Annotated in this window: 21 protein-coding genes and 2 pseudogenes; 15 read left to right on the top strand and 8 right to left on the bottom strand. The window is 36.4% G+C overall.

All coding sequences use genetic code 11. The features are described 5' to 3' along the window. Window position 1: 1 nt before the first annotated feature. From ACPEPR_RS08210 to ACPEPR_RS08195, 4 genes are all read left to right on the top strand, one after another. Window positions 2–1,186: a site-specific integrase gene (locus ACPEPR_RS08210; RefSeq protein WP_168400181.1), complete on the top strand. Its 1,185-nt coding sequence runs from the start codon at window positions 2–4 to the stop codon at window positions 1,184–1,186. Next, window positions 1,176–1,424 carry a hypothetical protein gene (locus ACPEPR_RS08205; RefSeq protein WP_001084944.1) on the top strand — a complete coding sequence of 83 codons (249 nt, stop codon included), beginning with the start codon at window positions 1,176–1,178 and terminating at the stop codon, window positions 1,422–1,424. Before ACPEPR_RS08210 ends, ACPEPR_RS08205 begins: the two co-directional genes overlap by 11 nt. 68 nt (window positions 1,425–1,492) lie before the next feature. Further along, a complete protein-coding gene (locus ACPEPR_RS08200; protein WP_423562289.1) occupies window positions 1,493–2,071 on the top strand; it encodes a DUF1376 domain-containing protein in 579 nt (192 codons plus the stop codon). Between the two features lie 10 nt (window positions 2,072–2,081). After that, the gene (locus ACPEPR_RS08195) at window positions 2,082–2,828 is read left to right on the top strand and encodes an ATP-binding protein (protein WP_104501025.1); all 747 of its coding nucleotides are present in this window, start codon (window positions 2,082–2,084) and stop codon (window positions 2,826–2,828) included. Between the two features lie 64 nt (window positions 2,829–2,892). On the opposite strand, the gene ACPEPR_RS08190 is transcribed toward ACPEPR_RS08195, so the two are convergent. The 3 genes from ACPEPR_RS08190 to ACPEPR_RS08180 are packed head-to-tail and all read right to left on the bottom strand — an operon-like array spanning window position 2,893 to window position 7,210. Then, complete coding sequence (locus ACPEPR_RS08190) at window positions 2,893–3,795, bottom strand: phospholipase D-like domain-containing protein (protein WP_168400183.1); 903 nt, start codon at window positions 3,793–3,795, stop codon at window positions 2,893–2,895. After that, window positions 3,792–5,612, bottom strand: a complete 1,821-nt coding sequence (locus ACPEPR_RS08185) for an ATP-binding protein (protein WP_168400184.1) — start codon at window positions 5,610–5,612, stop codon at window positions 3,792–3,794. The genes ACPEPR_RS08190 and ACPEPR_RS08185 overlap by 4 nt, the downstream gene beginning before the upstream one ends. Window positions 5,613–5,623: 11 nt before the next feature. Further along, on the bottom strand, window positions 5,624–7,210 hold the full coding sequence (locus ACPEPR_RS08180; RefSeq protein ID WP_168400185.1) for a DEAD/DEAH box helicase: 1,587 nt from the start codon (window positions 7,208–7,210) through the stop codon (window positions 5,624–5,626). A gap of 67 nt (window positions 7,211–7,277) precedes the next feature. On the opposite strand from ACPEPR_RS08180, the gene ACPEPR_RS08175 reads away from it, so the two are divergent. Then, the gene (locus ACPEPR_RS08175) at window positions 7,278–8,384 is read left to right on the top strand and encodes a cysteine desulfurase family protein (protein WP_168400186.1); all 1,107 of its coding nucleotides are present in this window, start codon (window positions 7,278–7,280) and stop codon (window positions 8,382–8,384) included. A gap of 14 nt (window positions 8,385–8,398) precedes the next feature. On the opposite strand, the gene ACPEPR_RS08170 is transcribed toward ACPEPR_RS08175, so the two are convergent. Genes ACPEPR_RS08170 through ACPEPR_RS08160 form a run of 3 tightly spaced genes read right to left on the bottom strand, consistent with a single transcriptional unit; the run spans window position 8,399 to window position 13,647 of the window. Next, window positions 8,399–9,271: a phosphoadenosine phosphosulfate reductase family protein gene (locus tag ACPEPR_RS08170; protein ID WP_168400187.1), complete on the bottom strand. Its 873-nt coding sequence runs from the start codon at window positions 9,269–9,271 to the stop codon at window positions 8,399–8,401. After that, window positions 9,261–12,749 carry a P-loop NTPase fold protein gene (locus tag ACPEPR_RS08165; RefSeq protein WP_423562288.1) on the bottom strand — a complete coding sequence of 1,163 codons (3,489 nt, stop codon included), beginning with the start codon at window positions 12,747–12,749 and terminating at the stop codon, window positions 9,261–9,263. Before ACPEPR_RS08165 ends, ACPEPR_RS08170 begins: the two co-directional genes overlap by 11 nt. Beyond that, window positions 12,742–13,647 (bottom strand): DUF4007 family protein, encoded by a 906-nt coding sequence (locus ACPEPR_RS08160; protein ID WP_168400189.1) that lies wholly within the window; start codon window positions 13,645–13,647, stop codon window positions 12,742–12,744. Before ACPEPR_RS08160 ends, ACPEPR_RS08165 begins: the two co-directional genes overlap by 8 nt. A gap of 180 nt (window positions 13,648–13,827) precedes the next feature. Between ACPEPR_RS08160 and ACPEPR_RS08155 the strand changes: the two genes are divergently transcribed. Both ACPEPR_RS08155 and ACPEPR_RS08150 read left to right on the top strand, forming a co-directional pair. Then, on the top strand, window positions 13,828–14,157 hold the full coding sequence (locus tag ACPEPR_RS08155) for a DUF4236 domain-containing protein (protein ID WP_168400190.1): 330 nt from the start codon (window positions 13,828–13,830) through the stop codon (window positions 14,155–14,157). A gap of 99 nt (window positions 14,158–14,256) precedes the next feature. After that, a complete protein-coding gene (locus tag ACPEPR_RS08150) occupies window positions 14,257–14,571 on the top strand; it encodes a hypothetical protein (RefSeq protein ID WP_168400191.1) in 315 nt (104 codons plus the stop codon). A gap of 69 nt (window positions 14,572–14,640) precedes the next feature. Here the strand turns inward: ACPEPR_RS08150 and ACPEPR_RS08145 are convergent. Beyond that, window positions 14,641–14,903: pseudogene (locus ACPEPR_RS08145) on the bottom strand (hypothetical protein). 311 nt (window positions 14,904–15,214) lie between these two features. On the opposite strand from ACPEPR_RS08145, the gene ACPEPR_RS08140 reads away from it, so the two are divergent. The 5 genes from ACPEPR_RS08140 to ACPEPR_RS08120 all read left to right on the top strand — a co-directional run bounded on the left by ACPEPR_RS08140 (window position 15,215) and on the right by ACPEPR_RS08120 (window position 21,845). Continuing rightward, window positions 15,215–15,709, top strand: a complete 495-nt coding sequence (locus ACPEPR_RS08140; protein ID WP_168396133.1) for a hypothetical protein — start codon at window positions 15,215–15,217, stop codon at window positions 15,707–15,709. Next, window positions 15,709–17,889 carry a hypothetical protein gene (locus ACPEPR_RS08135; protein ID WP_168400192.1) on the top strand — a complete coding sequence of 727 codons (2,181 nt, stop codon included), beginning with the start codon at window positions 15,709–15,711 and terminating at the stop codon, window positions 17,887–17,889. The genes ACPEPR_RS08140 and ACPEPR_RS08135 overlap by 1 nt, the downstream gene beginning before the upstream one ends. Further along, window positions 17,886–20,843 carry a tyrosine-type recombinase/integrase gene (locus ACPEPR_RS08130; protein ID WP_168400193.1) on the top strand — a complete coding sequence of 986 codons (2,958 nt, stop codon included), beginning with the start codon at window positions 17,886–17,888 and terminating at the stop codon, window positions 20,841–20,843. Before ACPEPR_RS08135 ends, ACPEPR_RS08130 begins: the two co-directional genes overlap by 4 nt. A gap of 90 nt (window positions 20,844–20,933) precedes the next feature. Continuing rightward, window positions 20,934–21,302: an MbcA/ParS/Xre antitoxin family protein gene (locus tag ACPEPR_RS08125; RefSeq protein ID WP_104488357.1), complete on the top strand. Its 369-nt coding sequence runs from the start codon at window positions 20,934–20,936 to the stop codon at window positions 21,300–21,302. A 282-nt stretch (window positions 21,303–21,584) separates the two neighbouring features. Next, window positions 21,585–21,845 carry a helix-turn-helix domain-containing protein gene (locus tag ACPEPR_RS08120; protein WP_004647603.1) on the top strand — a complete coding sequence of 87 codons (261 nt, stop codon included), beginning with the start codon at window positions 21,585–21,587 and terminating at the stop codon, window positions 21,843–21,845. A 4-nt stretch (window positions 21,846–21,849) separates the two neighbouring features. On the opposite strand, the pseudogene ACPEPR_RS08115 reads toward ACPEPR_RS08120, so the two are convergent. Further along, window positions 21,850–21,987 (bottom strand): annotated as a pseudogene (locus ACPEPR_RS08115) (hypothetical protein); the annotation flags it as partial. A 490-nt stretch (window positions 21,988–22,477) separates the two neighbouring features. On the opposite strand from ACPEPR_RS08115, the gene ACPEPR_RS08110 reads away from it, so the two are divergent. The 3 genes from ACPEPR_RS08110 (at window position 22,478) to ACPEPR_RS08100 (ending at window position 24,713) form a co-directional block, all read left to right on the top strand. After that, entirely contained in the window at window positions 22,478–23,050 is a 573-nt protein-coding gene (locus ACPEPR_RS08110) for a LexA family protein (protein WP_005180682.1), read from the top strand. Next, entirely contained in the window at window positions 23,047–24,345 is a 1,299-nt protein-coding gene (locus ACPEPR_RS08105) for a DUF4113 domain-containing protein (protein ID WP_423562287.1), read from the top strand. The genes ACPEPR_RS08110 and ACPEPR_RS08105 overlap by 4 nt, the downstream gene beginning before the upstream one ends. A gap of 158 nt (window positions 24,346–24,503) precedes the next feature. After that, complete coding sequence (locus ACPEPR_RS08100) at window positions 24,504–24,713, top strand: hypothetical protein (RefSeq protein WP_016658935.1); 210 nt, start codon at window positions 24,504–24,506, stop codon at window positions 24,711–24,713. The last annotated feature ends 26 nt before the right edge of the window (window positions 24,714–24,739 follow it).

Raw genomic sequence — 24,739 nt, 5'->3', positions numbered from 1 at the left:
TATGGCTGCCATCCGTACTAGATACGGTAAGTTATGTGTCGATTTTCGATACTTAAACATCCGTTGTCGTGAAACAACAGCTCTTGAAGACAATGCTCCGAATCGCAAAAAGCTTGAAAAAGTGATTGAGCGAATGGAAGCGGAAATCTTATTGGGTATTTTTGACTATGCTAAGTACTTTCCAAAAAGTTCTCGTTTGAAAGAAATCAAAAATGCAGAAAACAGAGTAAATGAAATCAGCTCTAAAACACCTCTATTTTCAAAGTTCTGTGAAATCTGGTTCACTGATAAAGAAATAGAGTGGCGTACAAGCTATAAGGAGAAAATTCAAATTGTAATCAAAAAGTACTTGATCCCTTTTTTTGGCGCAATTCCTGTTATTAATATTAAAAAGTCAGACATTCTTGGATTCCGTTCATCCCTCGCCAAAGTGACTCACGGAAAAAACCAAGAATGCCTTTCACCATCAAGAATCAACCAGATTATGATAGTGCTTCGTATGATACTCGATAGTGCTGCCGAACGATATGAATTTGATAGCCCTTATAAAAATATCAATAACTTAAAGCAAGGAAAGATTGAAGTAACACCTTTTTCATTAAAGGAAGTACACGCAATCCTTGCCACAGTTCGTGATGATTTTAAGCCTTATTATACTGTTCGATTTTTCACAGGTATGCGCACCAGTGAGATCGATGGCTTGCAATGGAAAAATGTGGACTTACAACGTCGGGAAATCCACATTCGTGAAGCATTGGTGAATGGGGAGCTTGGTGGAACTAAAACTTATGGTTCTGACCGCACGATCCAGATGAGTGATCGGGTTTATCAGGCCTTTCTGCAACAAAAAAGCTTAAATTCTGGAAAATCAGAATTTGTATTTTGTAATCGCGATGGTGGGCCGCTTGATTATCGCCTGGTCAATAAGCGTGTCTGGCATCCCCTGCTACGCTATTTAGGGCTAAAACCTCGTCGTGCTTATCAAACACGTCATACTGCAGCTACGCTCTGGCTGTCGGCAGGCGAGAACCCAGAATGGATTGCACGCCAGCTGGGACATTCAACGACTGAAATGCTATTCCGGGTCTATAGCCGTTACATCCCTAATGTTACGCGCCGCGATGGTAGTGCTTTTGAAGCCATGCTGGAGAGACTGAATACAGAGGAGCTTGTCCATGAACAGTAAAGCTTTTTTTGGCGGCGTAGTCGTTAGCCCAGAAGCAGATATGGTCGCTCGTGAATTAATCCATGAGCTACACATTCCCAAACTGCACAATCTGGCCTTTTTGCTGGAAATCAATAAATGCTTCGATGATCACCAAGCATTAAGACTCTGGCTACAGCGAATGCTGGATGAAGGGCAAGCTCATTACGATGACTTGGCTCAACAGGCCCGTTTCCGGTTAATGAGCCTAGCTCACTAATAAAACAATCATAAAAGGTCATCAAATCGATGACCTTAGCCCCTCTATACCTATAAAAAGGTGAACACATGCATAAAGATATTTCAATTTGGATGCCACTCTATATTGGCGACCTACAGGCAAAATTTGCACGAATGACGGCAGAACAAATTGGTGCGGCACTGCTGTTAATGATGGATTTCTGGAAAAATGGTGCCATTCCTCATGACCTAGCTACTGTATGTAGCATCACGAAATTATCGCAACATACCAAGGCTAAAACTTTGTTGAATACGCTAATGGCCCTGGAATTATTTGAAGTCGAATCTGAGCAGATTCATTCAAATTTTTTAACCAGTTTAAAAAGCCAGGCATTGCAAAATCAGCAAATGAAATCTGATAAAGCTAAAAATGCAGCTCAAGCACGTTGGGGGAAATCCGCAAGTAATGCTCAAGCATCAACCAAGCAACGAAAAGTAAATGCTCAAGCAGCTCCTGAGAAGAGCCAGAGTATTACTCAAGTCATGCTTGAATCATGCCCTTCATCTTCATCTTCATCTTCATCTTCATCTTCATCTTCATCTTCATCTTCATCTTCATCTTCATCTTCATCTTCAAATTTTGAAGAAAAAAATGAGGATTTTTTAGAAAATTCCAAATGGATTTAGGAGAGTGATCATGAATACCATGCTTAAAACGCTCCAGTTTCGCGCAGAAACAACGGAAACACTTTGCCCTGTCCATCATATACCCCTGATGGAAATTGCAGGTCACAGGCTCTGTAAATTGTGTGCCAAAGAAACCGTCCATCACTCACATGCAGCCTATGAAGATGAATTGCAACAGCGATTGCTACAACAGAAAATTAAAAATTCAGGGCTCAATAAACGCTACCTGGATCGTGGCTTCAAGAATTATGTAGTTGCATGCCCTGCACAAGAGAATGCCATCAAACTATGTCAGGCCTTTGCACAGCAGATTATTTCTGACCACAATCCGAACATGTTGATGATTGGTACACCGGGTACAGGTAAAACCCATCTGAGTGCATCCATTATTCGTAATATTCTGCATAACAGTCTGAAATCTGCTCGCTACTATACCAGCGCAGAAATTGCTCAAAAAATGATGGATACCTGGTCAGATGCTTCACGCTCTGAGAAAGAAGTCATCGACCATTTCTCCAGTTTTGATTTATTGGTGATTGATGAATATGGCCTGCATGACCGGCATGAAAAACGCCTGGAGATGGTGCATAAGGTTTTGTATAGTCGTTATGACAATATGAAATCTACCCTGCTGATTTCCAATTTCACAGTCCAGAATATGCAGCGGGATTTAGGTGTCCGGTTATGGTCGCGGTTACATGAGAACAATTTGATTGTAGTGCCATGTTATTGGGATGACCGACGAATAAGCGGATAGCCAAACTCTTTACTCAAGCCAATTATCTTACTGAGATAATTGGCTATTCAAACTAGAACACACTTTAAATGAGATAAATTCTTTCACTATGATTTGGACGATCTACTTTTATATTATCAAAATCTAATTTTTTAAGATAACTGAATATATTAATAATATATTGCTTTATTTCTCTCCTAGATAAATCTTGTTCAGATAGCAAATCATTATGTACTAATGTACAGAACTCTCCAAAAAATATTTGTTTTTGCTCTCGACTCTGCAAAAGTTTTAGAAGATAAAAATATAGATTTGATTTTTTAAACTTATCTCTAAATTTATTTAAATCTTGATCTAACCCCAATATTATTTTGTCATGCTCAAAACTTTCAACATCATTTGTATTATTATTCAAATTATATAAAGGTAAATCATTTATAGTTAGCTTCTCAACAATATCCATGTTAAGTAAAAACTCCCACTCATCACAAGAATTAGAACTACTATCATTGCTATTATCCAAGCTCAAATTCATGAAATTTAAAAGTTCTTCATCAACAACTATTGCACCTTTTGTCATCGATAAGAACTCTAAATAACTTGTATTCGAAATCTCATACTCACATAGACACTCAATATTATTTCCATTTGATGCAAAGCCTAAACCTTTATTAGTAAGATTTGCACTTCCAACTAAGGCAACCTCTTGATCAAAAATATAAACTTTTGAATGTAGATCTTTAACTAAAAAACAATTTACGCCTAATTGGTGTAATTTTTCTAAAACCAAAATATCACATGCTTTAGTTTGGAAATCTTTTCTGTTACCTCGAATAAATAAATTAATTCGCCTATTAGAAATCTCTTCCTCTTCAAGAAGATTAAAGAGACCAGATGTTAAATATGCTGTAATTAAGTCAACATTTTCAGCAGCTAAAAATAGCTGCTGAAAATGAGTAGAAATAGCTGAGCCTAAGAGAATTTTCATTCTACAGTTTCACCCAAATATTCCTCTAGCATATTACTCCAGCGTCTTCTTGTATTACGACACTCTTTCATGATATTTGGAGGTACTTCTTTTTCCATCCGCCCCCAAGCAGCTAAACATAAATTCAATAGATTTCGCTCATCCTCATTCGCATTTTGCATAAATTTTGAATAAAAAGAATGGGCAGTGTTAATGCGTATTAATGTAAAGCCTTGGAATGAAGCAATATCAAAAAAATCATCTAAACCGTCTCGATACTCAAATTTAACTTTGAGGTTATTTGTAATAATTTCTTGAATTGTTTTTTCTACTTCCTCTTCCGGCATCCCCTCATTAATTAAGAGCTCTTTAATCCCTTTAACATCTGGTTCCGCTTCATCTCCCTCTATCTCAAACTCTTCTGCTCTATTACTTTCTGCTTTAGTAGCTTGAATATTTACAGGATCGGTAGGAATCTTACTATTATCCGTCACATTATCTGATGTATTTTTTAACCCATCAAATCCAATAGACTTAATAGAATTATAAGCATCAACGATCATCTGTTTAATTTTACTATTAATATCAGCAATTTTAGCATCTACAGGAGCTTCTTCTGATAAATAGTCTAAATATTCTGATTCGAGTTCAGCTTTTGTTTTCCCCTCAGTATCAATAACTTCTGCAGCCAAGACATCTAATGGAATATATTTAATTTTATTAGCACTCTGCTTATTATTAGTGACACCGAAAAACTGATCAAGTACAGGCTCAAATTCAACTTCAATACCAAGGTAACGATCTAAATAATTACTATCTGCAATATAATAGTCACTTATTAAATCTAATTCACGGTTCGCACGAACTACTGAGAGACCTATATTTTTTTTCATATGCCTCCCCCAAATTGTACTTCCAATTTTATCGCCTGTTGTACTACGTAAAATTTTAGCAACTTCTGGTTTTATGGTTGATGTTCTAATAGTTACAGTAGAAAACTTTCCTTCTTCATATTCCACTTCAATATTTTTAAAATCTTTCACTGCAAATGCAGAAACTTTTGATAAGGGGGCAGGCAAATGAGGTAAAGTTGTATCAGAATACAAATACAATGGATCATTTGCCTTAAATGATTCACTACTAATTTCTAAATAACTCTTCGTTAAATCATTAAACTCATAACATTGGAATACTATTCTTAAAGGGTTTCTATTTTCATTATATTTACTCTCTTCACTCAATTGTCGTCTATAAATACGCCCAATTAATGCCTCAGTATGCAGTTTAATACTTTTTGAAGTTTTCCAATGTAATCTATCTAAATTTGACCATAATACTACTGTTCCCGAGTTTGGTATTTCACCATTAAAAGCTTGTTTAATATGCTCAGGGAGTTCCTTTGCTATAGGTGCAGGAATTGACTCTATTTCTTTATTTTTAATTTTATCTATATCAAGAAATGTATAAAGAATTTCTTCAGGATTAGTCCAACTCCAGACCTCAGTTAAGCGACATTGTGAGACACTTGAGTTCGGCAAGCCCATACCGAATTTACCCATCCCTTTTTCATCTTCTCGATGTTTAGAACCACCAAATTCAAGCGCTAAATGCAATACATCAGATGGCATACCTTTACCGTCATCAATAATTGCAATTTGTTCAATCTGCTTCCCTCTAGTCTTATATTTCTCAAAACAAGCTAAACGTACGCAAGTAGCCCCTGCCTGTATACTATTATCAATTAATTCAGCTGTAGCGTAGGCCGTATTTTTATAGCCATTATCACGCATCGATTCAATAACAACTGATGGACTAATATATAATTTTGATTGGTTCATGATTTACCCTCTTATGCCCAATTACTATCCCAATAACTAAATGCTTTAAACATATTTTTAAATTCTTCCAATTCATCATTCACCGTATAAACCATACAAGCTTCATTTCCACCACTGGCAGGCCCACGCATTGCACGTCCTGCCATTTGCAAATACTGGATTAATGAGTTGGTTGGTCTTGTGATTAACACACAATCTGTACATGGAGCATCAAAGCCAGCTGTCAGGACTCCGTAATTGATTAAAACTCGTATCTGCCTATCTTTAAATCGTTCAATATAATCCTGCCTAAACTCTGAGTCTGTCGATCCAGTAATAGCTTTAGCTATAATCCCGATACCATTTATCCAAATCTCAAGTTCTTTAGCATGCTGCACAGAACAAGCGAATAGAATAATTTGAGTTGTTTCATTTTTCTCAAATTGCTTTTTTATAGCATCAATGATTGCCAAATTACGCTTATCGCTATGTGCTAATACTTTATTAACAAACTGCTCTGAATCCTGATGGAACAAATCATAAATAATTTGACCTCGATCATAGTTGACTATTTCAAATGTTGGTTTAGCTAAATATTTCTTTTCCATTAAAAATTCAATAGGAGATCTATATCCATCGATATCCATGTTCACTTTTTGATTATCAAATAACTCACTTAATTTTTTTGTCTCATCATCAGCATCTGTAATTAATCCTCGTCCTGGAGTGGCTGATAACCCCAACAAAAAACAGTCTTTGTCGGAATATGAAATTATATTTTCGGTTAAGGTTTTATAGGTATTCGCAAGAGCTTTATGAGCTTCATCAAATACTACTAGCCCAACCTTTGACATAAACTCACTGAGCTGGAGTTGAACACTACGTTCTTCTGTGGCGTTCTCTGCTCTAAATTTTTGAAGTCCTGCGACCAAAAAACCCGAATTAATACCTCCAAGGGAGATATCATTTTTCCCATAGAAAGCAAAACTATTTAAATCACAATTTCCTAAAACAGCCCATGCTTTATCAAACTCATTCCTAGCCTGATCACAAAGTTCAACTGTATCAGCTAACCACACAACTAAGGTTTTAGGGTTTTGACGTAAATACTCACATACAAAGTTTATTGCAGTCCGAGTCTTACCTGCACCTGTAGGAAGATGTAATAATGCTCTTTTGACAGAAGTATTTTTAAGATTGTTAATCTTTCTACAGCAGTCTATTTGGTAAGAGCGTAAAGGATATGCTACTTTAACTTCTTTAATAGAATGATTTTCTACTGTTTGTTTTTCTATTCGAGAAACTTTTACATTAAGAAAATCTAAAAAATACTGACGATTTTCCTTAAAAATTTTTATTGCTAACTCGTAATTATTACAATGTTTTTTATTAGAGACTTTACTTATTTCCTCTTCATCAAGTTTATTTACAATAAATTCTATTATTTGTAGCTGTCTATTCTCTGAGAACAGAAAAAAATCATGCAAATAATTAAGTGCTAAATATTCTAAAGAAAGGCTTACAAGATCATACTTTTCTATAGCTAAAATATTGTTTTTGTATTCTTTATCAAAAAAGTCGAAGAAATCCACCCTAGACCAATTCTTTAAAAAATGCATTTCTACCCCAATTTATTCTAATAAAATAATTAAAGGTTTATAATAACGAAAAAATGATGAGAAACACATGCTTTACTTAGATTTTGCAGCATCAAGCCCTCTAACACCTTCAGTAAAAGAAATACTTATCAAAACTCTAGATGAAGAATTTGCAAATCCCTCTTCAGCCCACAGACTTGGTAGAGATAGTTCAGAAAAAATTGAGCAAGTAAGAGAAACAATTGCTGATTCTTTAGGTGCGTACAAAAGTGAAATCATTTTCACTAGTGGCGCCTCTGAGTCAAACAACTTAGCTATTAAAGGATATGTTTTAGCAAATAAACATAAAGGTAAACATATCATTACCTCTTCTATTGAACATAAATGCATTTTAACAATTTGCCATTTCTTAGAAAAAGAATATGGTTATGAAATCACATATATCTCACCTAAAAAAAATGGGATTATTGATGCTCAAGATGTCATTGACGCTATGAGAGAAGATACTGTATTAGTCAGCATCATGCATGTGAACAATGAGCTAGGATCAATACAACCAATCGAGCTCATTGGTAAAGCTTGCTTTGATAAAAGTATTAAGTTTCATGTTGATGCAGCTCAATCCTATAAAAAAATTGCAATTGATGTAGATAACTTGAATATTGATATGCTTTCTATCTCAGCCCATAAAATTTATGGACCTAAAGGAATTGGTGCACTGTATATCCGAGATTTACGAGAAACAAGAATCCAACCAGTAATTCACGGTGCAGGACAAGAGTATGGTTTAAGAGGTGGTACTCTTGCTACTCCACTGATTCTTGGTTTTGGTGCAGCTGTGGCAGATGACACTATTGAGAGAAATCTTGATAATATTAAAAAGCTAAATTCGTTTTTCCGCAGTAAAGTTACAGAAAATGGGGGGATAATTAATTCACCTAATTCAGATTATATACCTCATATCTTAAATATTAGATTCCCCAATTTTGATGCTTCACAGTTTGTAGCCAATTCAGATTTTATCTGCTCTCAGGGTTCAGCTTGCTCATCAATGAATATTGAAATATCTTACGTTCTAAGAGAAATTGGCCTTAATTTTGATGAAGGAAATCAAAGTATTCGAGTTTCTTTAGCTCATGGAATAACTCAAAATCAACTACAAGAATTTATAAAAAATCTTAAAAAAGGAGCCTAAGCTCCTTTAATTTTTTATTTATAACAGGTCACACAAGCACCAGCACCTTCAATTTCATCATAGACTGCATCTAAGTCAATCATCTCGATTAATTGATCATCATAAAGAGCATTACGACGACGTTTTTTCTTAAACTTCTCAAGCTTTTTCTCATGATCAGCCTTAATTTGTGCAATACGCTCTGGATCTTCAAGCGTGCTCAAAGGCGTGTTTTTCCCCATCCAATAATAAGTTTCGCCATTTGTCGACTTTTCATCAGCTAGCTGCTTTTCATAAGCTTTAGCTTCTTCAAATTTTTCTGGATGACGCTCCTTCAAACGTACCCATTCAATCTTTCTTTGATAAAAACAAAAAGTACAGCCACTACGAGAACGCCATTCATAATATTTAGGCAAGCCTAATCCCGTACCTTCTAGAATATTAATAATATCCTCTTTAACTAATCCATCCTCAGCGAATGGCATTTTAGTAGTTAAAAATTTCTGAGTCGGGACATAACCTTCACGCCATGGCTCATCTGCACGAATGCCGACATAACTAATAATTTCATAACCTTCATCTAAAAAAGGCTTTACCCATTTTTCAAATGGGACCAATTTCATTTGGACAGTACACCAACGCTGATGTCCCGAGGGAAGAAAGTGATTATATTCTTTAAGCCAATAATCAAAATCTTTATCGGCACCTAATCGTAAAATTGGCTTACCTAAATAAGCTTCTAACTTATTCAGGTAGTCCATCACTTCAGGTAATTCTTTTCCTGTATCAGTAAAAAAATACTCTATATCTAACTCAGGATAGTTATCTCGCATATAGACAGCTAATGCTGCGCTGTCTTTTCCGCCAGACAACCCTAAAACATGCTTGATTGGTTTATCAATTTTCATGTTTTTTTTCCTCACCGATCGGGTACAAATATTTTTTCAAAAGTTGATACAAGACTACCGCCTTAGCATCGTCACTTAGCTCTATAGCATTAACTTTTTCATCTAAAACTAATTCTAAATTGTCGAGTTGACTTTGAATCCTGTGGTCAATGATGACATCCCTATTGTACTCCTCAAAACCATTAGCAGTACTTACGATAATTGCTAATGATTTATGCTGTTGATTTGAAGTCAAATCAGGATGCGCATTTTTAACAAAAAAACTTAACTGTTTAAAACGCTGGATATAACTTGGTAAAGCCTCAAAAGCTTTTTTCAAGCTATCATCACTCCAATCTCTTTCAGGCACTTGGCCTAATAACGTGATCATATTACTGATCCACTGAGTTGATTGACCTGAACTTCTAGATAAGTGCTCTGCAAATTTTTTCATTTGCCAATCAGCTGCTGACTGACTAATCGCTTTAGCTTGCTCAATAATTGTAGGTGTAATTTCACCTAACTCTTTATGCAAACTTTTCTTGAATTTTTTGCATAAGTCCTGTTTTGCATTCTTAATACTGATAAAGAAGTCTGAAATATCCGAAAGAATTTCATTGTCAGACTTATTTTCAACCTCTAAGAGATCGTACATATCCTCGAATAATAATTTATACGGATCATCTGCTTTTACAATAAAACCTCTAAGTAGCTGTACTTTAGTTTCAAAAAATTCAGCATCTTTAGAAAATTTAACCCAGGTTGACTGCTTAACTACATGAGAGACGATAAAGCGAGCAACAATTAATGGGGTCGCTTGTATGTCAATAGAAAATATAGAATTAATACTTTGAGCTAACAACTGGATAAAACGGTTCTTTTCATCAGGTTCCTTAACAAATTTTACTGCAACTTCATTTGGCCGCTTTATTAATTTATTAAGAAATTCATCATCCATAGAGCTGATAAAACGAAACTCCTGGGTAATATCTTTATCATAAAATGCTAAAGCATTTTCTTTAGCCAATAATAATGTTAAGCCAAAAATTGGTAATAGACCTTGCGGTATTCCAAAAGGCGGCTTGGACCATTCAGCATATAGTTCTGATAACGTTACTAACCTTTTATTTAATTTAAATAGTTTATAACCTGTTTCAAACATTTCAGAAACAAGCTCTAAATTATATTGGCGTTGTGAATTTTCTTCATTATTAAATTTAGGAATGACAAATGACCAAGCATCCTTATCCTCTTGATACTGATGCAAACCTAATTGCTTTAAACAAGATAAATAAATAGCTTTTTCAGGTGGAAATTTATCTATACCTAAATTCTCTTGATCAAAATTCTCCAGCATTTTTTCCAAAAGCTTTCTACGCCCAGCTGCTGCAGAGCTAGAGACATCATGACGAACAACCAACTCGTTCGACACTGAAGGACAAGCAAAAAATATCTTATCCGCGATTTCAGAAGCAACCATCGATAATGATTTAGATAAGATTTTTTCTCCAGAAAAATACCAGTCAACATTTTCAAAAGATTGTTGAAATAAAGAATCTATCTGCTGATATGCATAATTTAATCGTTGCTCATATTCCTTTTTAGCAACTGGATCTATCATTAATTTAGGTTGATCTTTATGAATTTCTTTTAAGGCAAAAATTTCTTTAGACCAGTTCAAAATCTCGTTTAATTTTTTTAGCTGAGAAATAACTAAACCAGGGTATTGAGAAGAAATTTCAGCCAGTTGCTTAGAGTTTAAAGTTTGGCCTGTAATTAAAACGAAATGTGCAAATGCTTTCGTATCTTGTAAATTACCACTATTAAATAAACGCTTTAACCCCGAAATATCAGAGATTAAATGTTGATCCATCCAGCGCATTACACCTTTTTGTTGATAGTGTCTTTTCGCTAAGATAGAGGTGCCTTTATAATCAATATGCTCGAAATAATCCTGTTGATTACTTAAGGTTTGTAACTTTTCTTCTAACAAATGTTGGATATTGAGTTCAGATGTCTCAACAACTTCATAAGAATCTGTACGATTCCAATGAGTTATAACCCCCCAAGATTTCAGGTTATTTAGACATTCATCAAGAGAGTCTAATGAATCGGCAGAAGTAGGTAAAGCATTAGCTATTAGTTTTTTTGTTGGATAAACCCCTAATGATTTTCCAAATAAATTCATCATCGCAATAGCTTTAACTATATTAAAATACAGCTCATCTAAATGAGCGTTTGTACTCTCTTCTAACTTATTTAGCTGCTTACTTAATAAAGTAAGAGACTCTTCAACAACTCCCCAAGAGTGCCCTTCTTTAGAACCTAAAATTTGATGTTGTAAGTTATGACTTAAATAATTCCATAAGTCGACTATAGTATAGGTTTTATAAAACTCAACATCAGCTTCTAAGAATTTTCTAAAACTTAAAGGCTCAACTGATAAAAGAAAACTAAAAATACTACGTTCATTTTGACTAAAACTACTTTTAGCAATAGCTCCTAACAAAATAGTAGTCAATGGATGCAATGGTAAAGCATTAATAAAATACTGCTTAATTTTAGGACTACTTTCAGTCAATCTTGAACTAATTGATAGCATTGCATCATCAATTAATCGTTCATTTAGAATCGCAACAGGATCAGGAATTTTGTTTTTTGTTCTTTTTATCGTTTTAGAGACTAAAGCAACAGACTCATCTAAAGAAATTCTATATGCGATATCGATATATCGCCCTTGAATCTTAGCCCATTCAACTGCTATTTGATGACTTAAGCCTTTCGCATAATCAGAAAAAGCCTGGTGAAGGACTCCTAAAAATATAAAAGGACACTCTTTTGAAGAAAGCCTGTTAATTTTTTCCGACAACTCCTGGAAAAGATGTAAATCACCACTATTTCTAGCGATATGATCTAATAATTTACCCATCTCGTCCAAAATGAAAATGCTGCCAGATATTTTACCATCTAGTGCACGAAATACCTGATCTATCCACTCTATTAGCTGTTGTTCATTCTTAATTTCTTCAGATAAGAAAAACAAATCATCCTGAAAAAGTTCTATCAGTTTTGTATCCTGTAAAGCTTTCAAAATAGATTTATAAAACAACTCTGTAGGTGAAGTTACCCCCCCTACAGCTTTAATTATTAGCCAAGGCTTTTCTTCAGAAAAATTAAAAGACTTATCAAATTTTTTAAGCAGTCTTTTATCATTAACAAGATTTCGTGCTGCAGTGCGTATAGCATCATTCTGATGTAACAGACCTGTTAATATGGCAGCTAAAGTAGATTTTCCTGTTCCATAACTTCCTGTCAAAGTGAAAGTTGACTGCCCAGAAGTTTCGAATGAATCAATAATCGTCTGTAAAGAATTATAAGCTGTTCCATGAAAAACAACTTTATCAAAAAACTCTTTTGATATATCTGTATCTAATCGTGTAGATAAAAGATGATTAACATGAATCTGATAATAATGATTCAAATTTTCTACTTTAGTCATTTTTTGTTTTTCCACGATAAATATTTACTAAGAGTTCATCTAAATTAACTTCATTGATTTGATCGCAAGCTAAACTCCTCATACCTAAGGTATCTGTCCATTTAAACCGATCATCAATTAATGCACACTGATTTAGAAAATAATCGACAGCTGCATTATTCAAACGAAATAGTTTCCCGGGACTTCCAGGATTTGTTGCAATACTATCGACACTAATAGTAGGTGATTGATTAAAATTTTCTTTCCAAAAATCGGCTAAGCAATATAAAAAAACTTGCACAGGTAAATTTTTTTGCTCTAGCAAGTCTGCTTTAAATTTATGAGATTCAATTTGATAGATTAAATTTAGTTCATTCAATGGGGAAACAAACGCATCTTCATTCAGCTGCTTTCTACTAAGCCTTTTTGCATAACATAAGACAAAGCAGTCAAAATCTTTTTGCAAGGTTGCTAATGAGGGAACTTTAAGTCCTGCTGACTCTAACCAACTAATCAAGTCACTAACTAATTCTGTTTTATCAAAGACTTGCTTATTTGAAAAATTAAAATACCACCTAGCAAAAGTTAAGTCATTAAATCGTTTTTGAATGAAATAGTGTAACAGCCAAGTTGATTCATTTAACTCCAAAAAAGGATCGTAATTTTTAAAAATTTCACCTAATTTAGTTTCATAACCTATTTTATTATTCTCTTTATTTTGTAAAGGTGTTAAACCAGAAATATCGGCCCAATATTTGATACTATTGACCATATTTTTTCCTACACCTAACTCAACAACTTGCTTCTCAATATCTTTTTCATTTAAATTCAATATATTATAAGCTTTATTTAACCAACCATAACGCAGAGCAAAAGTTTCATGCCCTGAAAAATGTAACGTAAATTTAGTAGAGTTCATTAAAAATATTCACTGGAGACTTCCCTCCAGTAAGGTTACTACTATTGACATATATATTCAATAAATTGATTTTTCCAACTAGATAACAAAATAAATATTTTTCAACAACTTAAATAAATTATGAGTAAATTTCAAGGTAAACTATATTTTATTTTTATCATTTAATATTCGAGAAAAAAAATGGGCTTCAGATTTCGCAAGAGTATTAAACTGCTACCTGGATTAAAAATTAATCTGACACACAAAGGCATAAGCAGTGCAAGCATTGGCAAGCCTGGTGCTTCTTTAAATATTGGCAAAAAAGGCACCCGAACCAGCGTTGGTATTCCTGGCACAGGCCTATCCTATTCAAAACACCAGCCCTATAAGAACAGAGTTGGCAACCCAGAAAATCCTACTCAGGAACAACAATCGTTCTATACATCACATACTGAGCAACCCAAATCTAATGTCTGGATTTGGGTGATTTTTGGATTATTTTGTTTTATTGTCGGGGCAATTATTTTTTAAATCTAGCCATTCTTTGTACCCCATAATCTCCACTGCTAGGCAAAATTTAATTCATTCATTACTATGGAGGGATGTTAAATACAATAAAGGTTGCCGCTGATGTCTGATCATGACAGTACTCTGGATTATGATGAAAATGATTTAATCGACTCTCCCTTATCTCAAGTTTTACAAGAGGATAATGAGCAAATTGAAATTCTAATTTATCGATTACCTAGTAGTGACTGGACACTGGAAGTGGTGAACCAAAGTGGTACTTCTACTGTATGGGATGAAACATTCCCGTCAGATCAGGAAGCTCTATCTGTCGCTTTAGATGGAATTAAAGCCGCAGGCGGTATTCAAGCATTTTCCGAACTCAGTAACCTCGAAGCAAAGAAAAATATTTTTCCTGAATCCCTTACTCGCCATTAAAAATGAAGCTGCTGGCGTGGATCTGAATCAGTATTTTCTGGATTCTTAGAACCTGTCGCGATGATAGGTTCACTTCAACCCAAACCCATCCAGGGTTGAAAGGTCAAAATTTTCATCAAACATAAACTCATCTGCTCGCTCTTTTTTTAATGTCGCCAAGGCGTAAAAGAAACATTTTTCACATAACTGCAATTCATATCTTTCCCGTCATGCTTGGAACCATACCCCCAATGTGCGGATAAAGTTCCAAATTTCAGTTTCGTTGATTGATTACATACATCACATACAACATCTGTAACGACTTCTAACAGTTTCAATTGTTTAATTTCCATACTTGGTTCTCTCCATCAATCAAGTTAAATTTATCTATATACTTATCAAAAATTGATTCCTGTTTGGTTTTAGCTACCATTAAAAAAAGCTCAAAAATACTATATATAGTGGTTTTTGAAATTTATATGCACAATATATGGAATTTTTAGCCATTGCCCTACTAATGAAAATTATATGAATATTATTGTTTTATTTTCAGCCATTTGGCACAAATATGGGCAAGTATCACTGTATGTCTGTAAAAAAGAAAAGCATACCCAATTACCGCGTACCTGCAAAAAATCTGCAATTAATATGCTATCCAAACTGTATGCACGCCTACCAAGTTTGGATCGCTTTATTTTTTCAACTTAATGAAAAACAGCAAAGCTATCATTTGGATTTTACTTTTAAACAGAATATCAACATCCCGCTCCTTACAACTAATAAACCGGACCTCTATTTTTTTAGTAGTCATTTCAGCTGGATCTATGCCTATTTTTACAGCAAAAATAAAAATGAATTCAAGTTCAGAGCTTATGAGAAAAATAATTCCTACGAATTCACCATCCAGGCTTTAAGCGAAGTAAGGGCCTTACTGTGTTCCGGATTACATCAATCAATTCATGGCTTAGACGTCATTTCAAATTGGCTAAATGAACAATACTTAGCTGTACATCTTCAGGACGTTTTCGGTCATGAAGTTTTAACTATCGATCATCTACGAGAATTATCAGGACTGTCTAAATCCAAAAGTCCAGTAAGTTCTGTTTCAAATTATGCCGGCCCACTGTCATTAGAAAAGATTCTGGAGGGAATTGCATAATGAACGGATATAGTTATTTAGAAGATACTCAAGAATTAAAGCTTGAGCCATTTCGAGACTTCTATCAAGCACTGGCGGAAGCAAAACTGAAAAATGATCAGGACTTCTTTAAGCTGAATGATTTCATCCAACCAACTGAAGTCGTTAAACTAATTAAAATTATGACTCAGCATCCTACTGATCTATCGATTAGTAAATATCCATTGGCGCATTATCTCTTGGCACTGATCAACACTCCATCAGCATATCAATCAAATGCACTGAAATGGGCTATTTTCAATACTCAATGTATCGAGTTACTGAATAGTAAAGAACATACAGCAACTGTAGCTAATCTATGTAGGCGTTTTCGTTTAGCAAGTACAAAGAAAGAATACTATTGGCTTTACAATTTTTTACCGTCTCTTCCGATCGAATTAGACGATCTTGTTAAATTTCTAAAAAAAGCTGAGACTGAGAATGGGGAATTATTTGACAAATCTAAAGAGAGTTTAGAGAAAACGGAAATGGGCCAATTGGCAGAAATCCGCGTTTTTTATACCTATGCGCATACTCAATCAGAACGTCAAAAAAGAAATCGTCAAAGTAATCCACCCCCCCAAAAACCGTCTCAAACTGACGTTAAAAAGACATTAAGAATTTCACTTGATGGAGAAAAAACATATCAAACTCATTTTGAGCGAGGTGTGGCAAAACAGCCACCTGAGGATAAAACTATAGAAAAAGTTGAAGATCATAATTTTGAATTTAACTCACTAGAGCAATGTTCTATTACAGCTCAGATCAATAATCTCAAAAATAAAATTCTGCATCAAAACAAGAATGAGCTAATGAGCAAGCCGAATCCTCGGGTCTTCGATTTGCCTACCGCACAGTACATTATGCAAATTTTATTAGAACAGGCAGAAAACTCTCCAATTCATACCTTGCTTTTATTTTCAGTCCTCAGTCTTACTCATTATAAAGATCTGCCGGTATTTCAAAAAAATTTACGAGTCAGTACAAAAAACAAAGAAGTATCACTGAAACCCCAAAAATGTTTCTTTAAGCAAAGTTTTGAAGTCTCTAAATTCAAGGATTTTGTTTTAAGAAAACATAGGTTGAATACCGTGAATTCTTTTACGATTCCACTGCCTAGATATTATCTGGAAAATCTAAATCAGTTGAAAAAAATGGATGGTGTTGAGATTGATTTCAAGATACAGGAGTATTTACGAAAAATTAATAAAGGGCTGACCTTCCAGTTAACATCACAAAATCTTCCTCGCTTACTCAGTGATATTGCATTGAATGAAATGGGGTATGAGCTGGAAAGCAAATTACTGAATGGAGAAAGTGTTCAGCACTATATTCCATGCCATTACTTTTCAAAACAGATCGTAGATATTTTTGATATTTATACTCAAACTCTAATTTTGACTGTTCCTCAACTGGAAACTGAATATCTTGAAGAATTCAGCAATCCGCATTCTTTTGGTAGCCAGCAGACACCTAATCTCCCATTCGTCCAGTCTTTTTTTTACCAGCTTGACCACCAAGTTCGGAATAATCCCAATCCCTTTCAGACTTTAAATCATTATTCAATCTGGCTGTGGCATATTTGCATGCTGATAACTTCAGCACGGCCGAGTGAGTCCTTCCCACCCAATCTAGATTATATTGACCTTGACAACCAATTGATGGCTGTTGCAGATAAAGAGCAGCGTTATTCGGGCACCATTGGACGCTATTTACCTTTTAATAATTTTCTTCGTGATGAAATACAGCATTACCTAAAGTATTTGAAACATTTTCTGCACCTCACTAAAGCCTATCTGTCGCAAGAACAAGTACAAGCAATCCAAGAGGTCTTCGAGGGGGAACGCCCCTTTCTATTATTTTACGATCCACAAGGATATATCCGAAATCTGGAACTTTCTGATATTCAAAAATACTGTACTGAAATAGCATTACAGCGCAATTGGACCCGCCACTTCGCTCGCTATTTTTTTGCCCAATACTGCAATGAAGATCTAATAAAAGGCATCTTTGGTCATGACGAAGCTATGCAGGAACTGTTTGACCGCTATTCAGGTTTTGAGACAACAGATTACGATCAAATTAGAGCAGCACAAGACAAGCTGGTCGAAATTTTAGAACTTAAAAGCATGTCAAGTTTCACAGGAATAATGATTACATGAGCAAACATCCTCACTCGCTCAAACGATTAAAGAAACATAGAGAGAGAAAAGCGTTTCTTCTGCAATTATTTAGCGAAAAATGCTCAAAGATGACACCTGAAAATTATCCTGAAGTTTATCGACAAATTGATGACCGGCTTTTAGAGCGCTGTAAATCCAATATCCGAAGCTACCAAATAGCACGTATAGAATTTGCTAAATATATCAAGCGCTTTAATCTTTCATCGGATCACCACTATCCGGTGCCTGCTGCCCCCGTGAGGCACGAAAGGTCTCTGCCACTACAAAATATTGAAACCTTAAAACATGGTAAAAAAGTTACTCAATTTGCCAAAAATATGATTGCTTACTGGACACGACATAATGACTTCAGTCCAACCCAATCACTTGGCTTCTGCTTGATCAGTTCAATATTATTTAATGGCATTTATAACCATGCCGAACTGCAAAAGTTTTTAAAAATCATTTTAAAAACAAAGAAATTTCAAAGTTTTTTAAACCTGAATCATATTGTTTCACTTGATATCCCGAACCGGAATTTCGGTAATCAGCGTATAAATGACCCTGATTTTTCAGTCAGCTATACAAAAACGTTTGTGCTACACGATATTGTGAAATGCTGGATTTACAGACTAAAACATCAGAAATTTGATTTATTTTCGGATATTGAAGATGCAGAACATCTGATTAACGCTTGTATTATTGAATGCTTCCCTGAGGAAAAGGTGCGTTGTAAAGACCTGTTAAAATACGGTTTTTACTATACACAGTTCCTGAAAAACAGCGGGCTAGATCAAATGTCCATTTGTATCTTAAAAAATGAAATTTACAGTTCCAGTCCTCTTGAAAAACAATTAGCAGCTTATTTTATTCAACCTGAACCCACGCCTACCCATACGATTCAGAAAGTTTATGAGAACCCTCAGGACCAGTCTACAGTCACTATTGCATTAGATATAGCCGATATTTTAGTAGAAATACGTCAAGCTATTCGTGCAAAAAACTATAGCGATCAACTCATAGAATTATATGCTAAAGAACAATCTCCAGCCTTGGAACGTTTGCTGCTGTGGAGCATTCTACGCTCAAAAGTAACGGAACCTCAACTGGACCTTCTCAATCATATTATTCAGCAGCAGCAACGATTTAAGCGCAAGCTTATACGCGCAGATTTTCAACCAATTAAACAAAGCTCTCTAAAAACCATGTTTTCACAATTTGCAGTCCATTGGCTGCAGGCAACGCAAGACAAAGATATTTCATCATTTTCAGATGCTGATTTTGAAGATCTGTATGGAGAAATGCTTCTATTAAAGAAAGAAACAACTAGAGCGACTTTACAAAAACGTCTACAGGAGTTTCATCACAAACAGACCTTATTTTTTAACGCACCCACTGTTGATCTGGATAATTTAATCCAGGTAAAAATCTGCAGAACCGCATTGATCTCGCCCCATATTTTTCACCACATGCTAGAGCAGCTCGAAAATACTCAAGATATTTCGATTCAGGATAAAAATATATTTAAACTGATTTTTATTCTGGGGTTCAGAGTCGGACTACGGATCAATGAAACATTGAATATCTTTGTACGTGATTTATTTATTAGTGAAGATGCTGTGATGCTCACCATTCGCAACAATCGCAATAAAAATCAAAAAAGCTACTCTGCTTACCGCAAGATTCCTCTGCATCATCTACTTAAAGCAGACGAATTACATGCATTTAAAACATATAGTCAGAATAGAAAACGTCTGCTAAAAGAACAAGGAAAATCAGTTGCACAACCGCTGTTTTTAAAACAGTCCTTAGAAGAAACTCATGAAAATGAAGTGAATTCCCTATTGAAACAATTGATCCAGCCAGTTTTTGGAGAACACAATTTTACTTACCATAATCTGCGCCATTCTGCATTTAATCATCTTTACCTGGTTTTAAAAAACTCAACTCTTGCAGATGCATTTACTGACTATAGCCCACATGAGCAATTACGTATCCGTTATGCCTTGCTACGAAACAGAAATACTCAGCAAACCTGGTATGCACTTTCTCATTTTGCCGGGCATCTAACCCCTGAAACGACCTGTTCAAGCTATCTGCATTTAATGCACCTGGCAATTAGCTACCAACTGAATCAAATCGAAAGTCCACTCCCTAAAGAAGCCTATTTCAATATTCTGAAACATGATGATGCTATTAAATATCCTGTACAGCAACGGGCTATCAAAAAGTTTTTATTTGACCAACTTACTAAAGACCGTTACAAGCAACATGATCATCAATATCAACCAGGGCAACAGAAATCACCTGATTCACTGATGCTAGGAGCTCATGACTCAGAGATGACTTTTGAACTATTGCATCACATTCTTGCAGTAGAAAAAGAGCAAGACCTTCTGTTACCTGAAGCCATTCCTTTGCAAATCGCGCAAAAATTACGTGCCAGAGCTCTGCATTTGAAAACCTCCTGTGTAAACCAAAAAAAATCTTCCCGGCTGTTTACCACGGACTTTTTAAGGAAAACTCCCGAGGCATTGGTCACCATGTTACCGACCAATCAGGAGGAGAAAAAGATCATTCACCATGTCCAGGAGCGTTATGCAAATGTACAAAGTAAATATAAAAAACAGCTCAATGCGATCTACTCAATTTATCTTGAAAAAGTTCAGCCCAATTCAGCCCAGTTAATTTTTGAACTGAATGAAAAACGGCAACTGAAGAAACTTCTTTCTTTTATTCATAGCTTATTTCCCAAAAAATATCTTCATTTAGAACTCTCTCAGCAGAGCAAGACAGAGCTCAAAAAGACATTACAGGATTTAACATTACGGCCAGAAAACTTCAGCCTGAATGAAAATGAAAGGCGAATTAAGTTCTGCTTCAAGGGTAAAGATGCAAAAGCACTTGGGGTATTCAAGTTACTGATGTATCTCATGATAGTTTCTCATCCTTAAGCTGTTTGTAATAAAAATTTTAACTCTGAGAAACGATAATCAAATAGTATAAACTCTAGATATCAGCAACGTCTGAAACAGAGATCAGTCATGCATAAAACACCAGAAAAAATTGCAAAACAAAAAAAGGTATTAGCTAAAGCTGTTTTATCATCTGCAAATCAACTTGGTTTGACACAGAGCCAGCTTGCTATCGTTCTCAATTTAGATTCAGTGGAAACTTTAAATTCGCTTGAGTTAGATCCCGATTCAAGTCAGGGAGAACTCGCAATTATTTTAATTCGTATTGCGATATCACTAGATGCTCTAACAGGTGGAGAGGCTAAATGGATGCAGCATTTTATGAAGTCACCAAATAAGCTAACCAAAGGCATTCCGATAAAACAGATTCAGACTACTCAGGGATTAGCTACTGTATTAAACGTAGTCGAAGGACTTCGGCTTCAGGGTAAATATTAAGAAATACAAAGCTTCATTACACAGAAAATTAAAAGTCATAATTTTGTCTAATAATTCAAATTCAAGGTATAAGAAGTTCCTCTTCTCAAGAGGTATACAACTGCCTCATTATTGAGAACTGTCATACATATATGGATTCTATTAACCTAATTCGAGGCTAAATTGAATCTTATAAGTTCAATTTAGCTATTCAAGAATCATTATAAAAGTTTGCTATATAGCGAACATTAACCATAATTAGTTAAAAGTTTGCTATATAGCTAACAAATTTCGGGAGAAAAAATGGCTACACGAGGTGAAATAGGTAAAGAAATACGTTTGGCAAGAAAAGGGTTAGGCTATACACAGAAAAGCCTTGCAGAAAAAACTCAAGTCAATAAAACAACAATTTCAGAGATGGAAAATGGCCATTTTACAGGTTCATTTGACATATTTGAACGTGTGCTTGATGGTGTTGGTTTACAATTCGAAGTGAATAAAAAAAAGCATAAATTGCCGCAGTGGGATGAAATTGAAGAAATATTTTCAGAATATGATGAATAAATTGTGAATCGGTACCGAATAAGGTATCAGAAAAGGCAAAGCCCTGCCCATCAACCTCGTTGCTCCAGACCACTTGTGCCAGATATTCCAGATTGACCTGATAGCAAATCCCAGTTCCTCGCGACACCACGCGAAACTGATTGAGCTTAAAGCAAGTTGTTAGACGCTATTAGATTGTAAATGTCTAATTAGACTTCTTTAATCTAATAGGATCTAATCACCCAATAAAGCACCTTTTCACCGATCAACTGGACTGCCACCACTTTCCTAGACAAATACAGCCCAAAGAATGATTTCACCCTGAAAATGCCGACCATGGAAGGGATTCATATGCTGCACCTTTAGCTAAAAGAGGATTCAGCTTACCATTAGTGGTTATTTGCAACAGTGCCCTTTTTCTTATGCACGTGGCATGTTCCCTCAGGTTTGATTTAAACCTTCTGCAGTAGAAGTTGAACCTCAACAGCTTGGGCTGCAAATAATTTTTAGCTCAAGTTTGATTGCTCTAAGTAATCTATAACCACCTTCTGGTGAGATAGATATTCAGAACACAATCCGACGAATGGAGTTGTTTTTTTCCACTGCTGTTTTACCATCTTGATTATGTTACACAATCAAGATGAACAAATAAAATGGATGAATTTCAGCATGGTGGTGCCCGTGAAGGTGCTGGTCGCAAACCAGTTCATGAAGGCCCAACCAAAGTGATCCGGGTTCCCGAAGCCCGTGTACTGGAGATCAGGCAGTATCTGGATCAGATAAAAAAACCAGCCCGCAATGATGTTGCTTCGATTACTCCGGTTGAAGCCAGAACACATTATGAGATTCCGGTTGCCTTGCAAAAGGTGGCTGCAGGTTTCCCTTCCCCAGCCCAAGACTATATCGACAAGACCCTGGATCTGAACGAGTTCCTGATCCAGAACCAGCAGGCTACCTTTATCGTTGAGGTGGAATCGCTTTCCATGCGCGATGCCGGGATTGATCTGAAGGACAAGCTGATCGTGGACCGCAGTATTGAGCCCAAGCATGGTGATATTGTTCTGGCCCTGATCGACAATGATTTCACCATCAAACGACTGATGATTGAAGGCGACAAACGCTGGTTACAGGCGGAAAACCCGGATTATGCGGATATCCATTTGAAAGACGGTCAGACCCTGCTGATCTGGGGTGTAGTCACCAGTGTCATCAAGAAGTTCAGATGAACAGCCCCGAGCGGATTTATGCCCTGATCGACATCAACAACTGTTATGTCAGTTGTGAACGGGTGTTTAATCCCAGCCTGAATCACCGTCCAGTGATTGTGCTGAGCAATAATGATGGTTGTGCAGTAGCCCGCAGTAATGAGGCCAAAGCCCTGGGCATCAAGATGGGTGTTCCGTTGTTTCAGGTTCAGGACATTGTCCAGCAGCATCAAGTGGTGGTGCTGTCGAGCAACTATGCCCTGTATGCGGAAATGTCCAATCGCTTCCATTCGATTTTGGCCGGTTATGTGGCTCCGCATGAACAGGAAATCTATTCGATTGATGAATGTTTTCTGGATTTAACCAGTTATGCACAGCATTTTGACTTGACCCGCTATGCCAGAGAGATGAAACAGCGGATCTGGGACTGGATCGGGTTGCCGGTATCCATCGGGATTGGTCGCAGCAAGACCGAAGCCAAGCTAGCCAATCACCTTGCCAAGAAATGGCCTGGCTTTGCAGGCGTATGCAATGTGCTGGAGCTGGATTATCTGGATCAGGAAACGCTGTATGCTGGAATTGAGGTGGGTGAAGTCTGGGGTGTGGGACGTAAGCTGGTCAAAAAGCTGAACCAGATGGGCATCCATTCGGTACTGGATCTGGCCATGCAGGATGCGCATCGCATGGGAAGTTTGTTTTCAGTGCTGATGCAGCGCACGGTGCTGGAATTACAGGGCATCTCCTGTTTGCAACTGGAGGATGCTCCTGCACCCAAGCAGCAGATTGTGGCTAGCCGCTCCTTTGGAGAACGGATTACTGAGCTGGATGATCTGAAAGAAGCCATGGGTAAGTATGTGCAAGATGCAGTCATGCGCTTGCGTGCGGATGCCTCGCTGTGTGGCTGTATCATTGCTTTTGTGCAATCCAATCCCTTTGATCAAAACACAGCGTATTACAGCAAATCGTTGGCCTTTGAATTCCCGGAACCCACGGACTGTGTACTTGATCTGATTCATGCTGCGATGCAGTTACTGCAAGGCATCTATAAGCCAGAGGTAAAGTATAAAAAATGTGGGGTGATTCTGACCGGTCTGGTCAGCAAGACCCGCTATGTGCCTGATCTGCTTACAGACCATCGCCAGCGTGAAAGCAACGAACAGCTGATGCAGGCTTTAGAAGCCGTGCAAGCCAGATATGGCAAGACTAAACTGGCAGTGGGATCGTGTTATTTACCACAGCGGAAATGGTCGATGAACCGGACACATCTGACCCAGAACTATTTCAGCTGGCAGGGATTATTGAAAATTACCCATTAAGCCAACACCCCTTTTTAGGTTAAACAGGTGACAATTAACAACCGGACATCTATCCAGCCCCCCTATTGCGGACGGATCGCTGCTGGGAAGATACTCATATCGCTATGGTAAAACATTGAGCTCATCATATTGCAAGCAACTCAGGAGGCTTAAATCGCATGGCTAAAACAACAAAGGACGAAATCCCTGTAGAAGAATCAGCTCAAGCCAGTGAAGTTTCTGACAAAGTAACGGAAGCTAGAGCGTTATTGGGCAAGCAAATGTCCGCAAACCTGATTGCGATCGCAGAACTGACCCATACCCCGATTCCACACATGCAGGTAGATGAACACGGGGTTTTTCACGAGATTCAAAACACTGATAGGTAGACCGGCATGGATTGCAGTAACGGACG

Origin of the sequence: Acinetobacter sp. AND/436 (assembly GCF_049546925.1) — a bacterium.
GTDB classification, from domain to species: domain Bacteria; phylum Pseudomonadota; class Gammaproteobacteria; order Pseudomonadales; family Moraxellaceae; genus Acinetobacter; species Acinetobacter indicus.
This window is presented reverse-complemented; position numbering and strand designations above follow the sequence as displayed.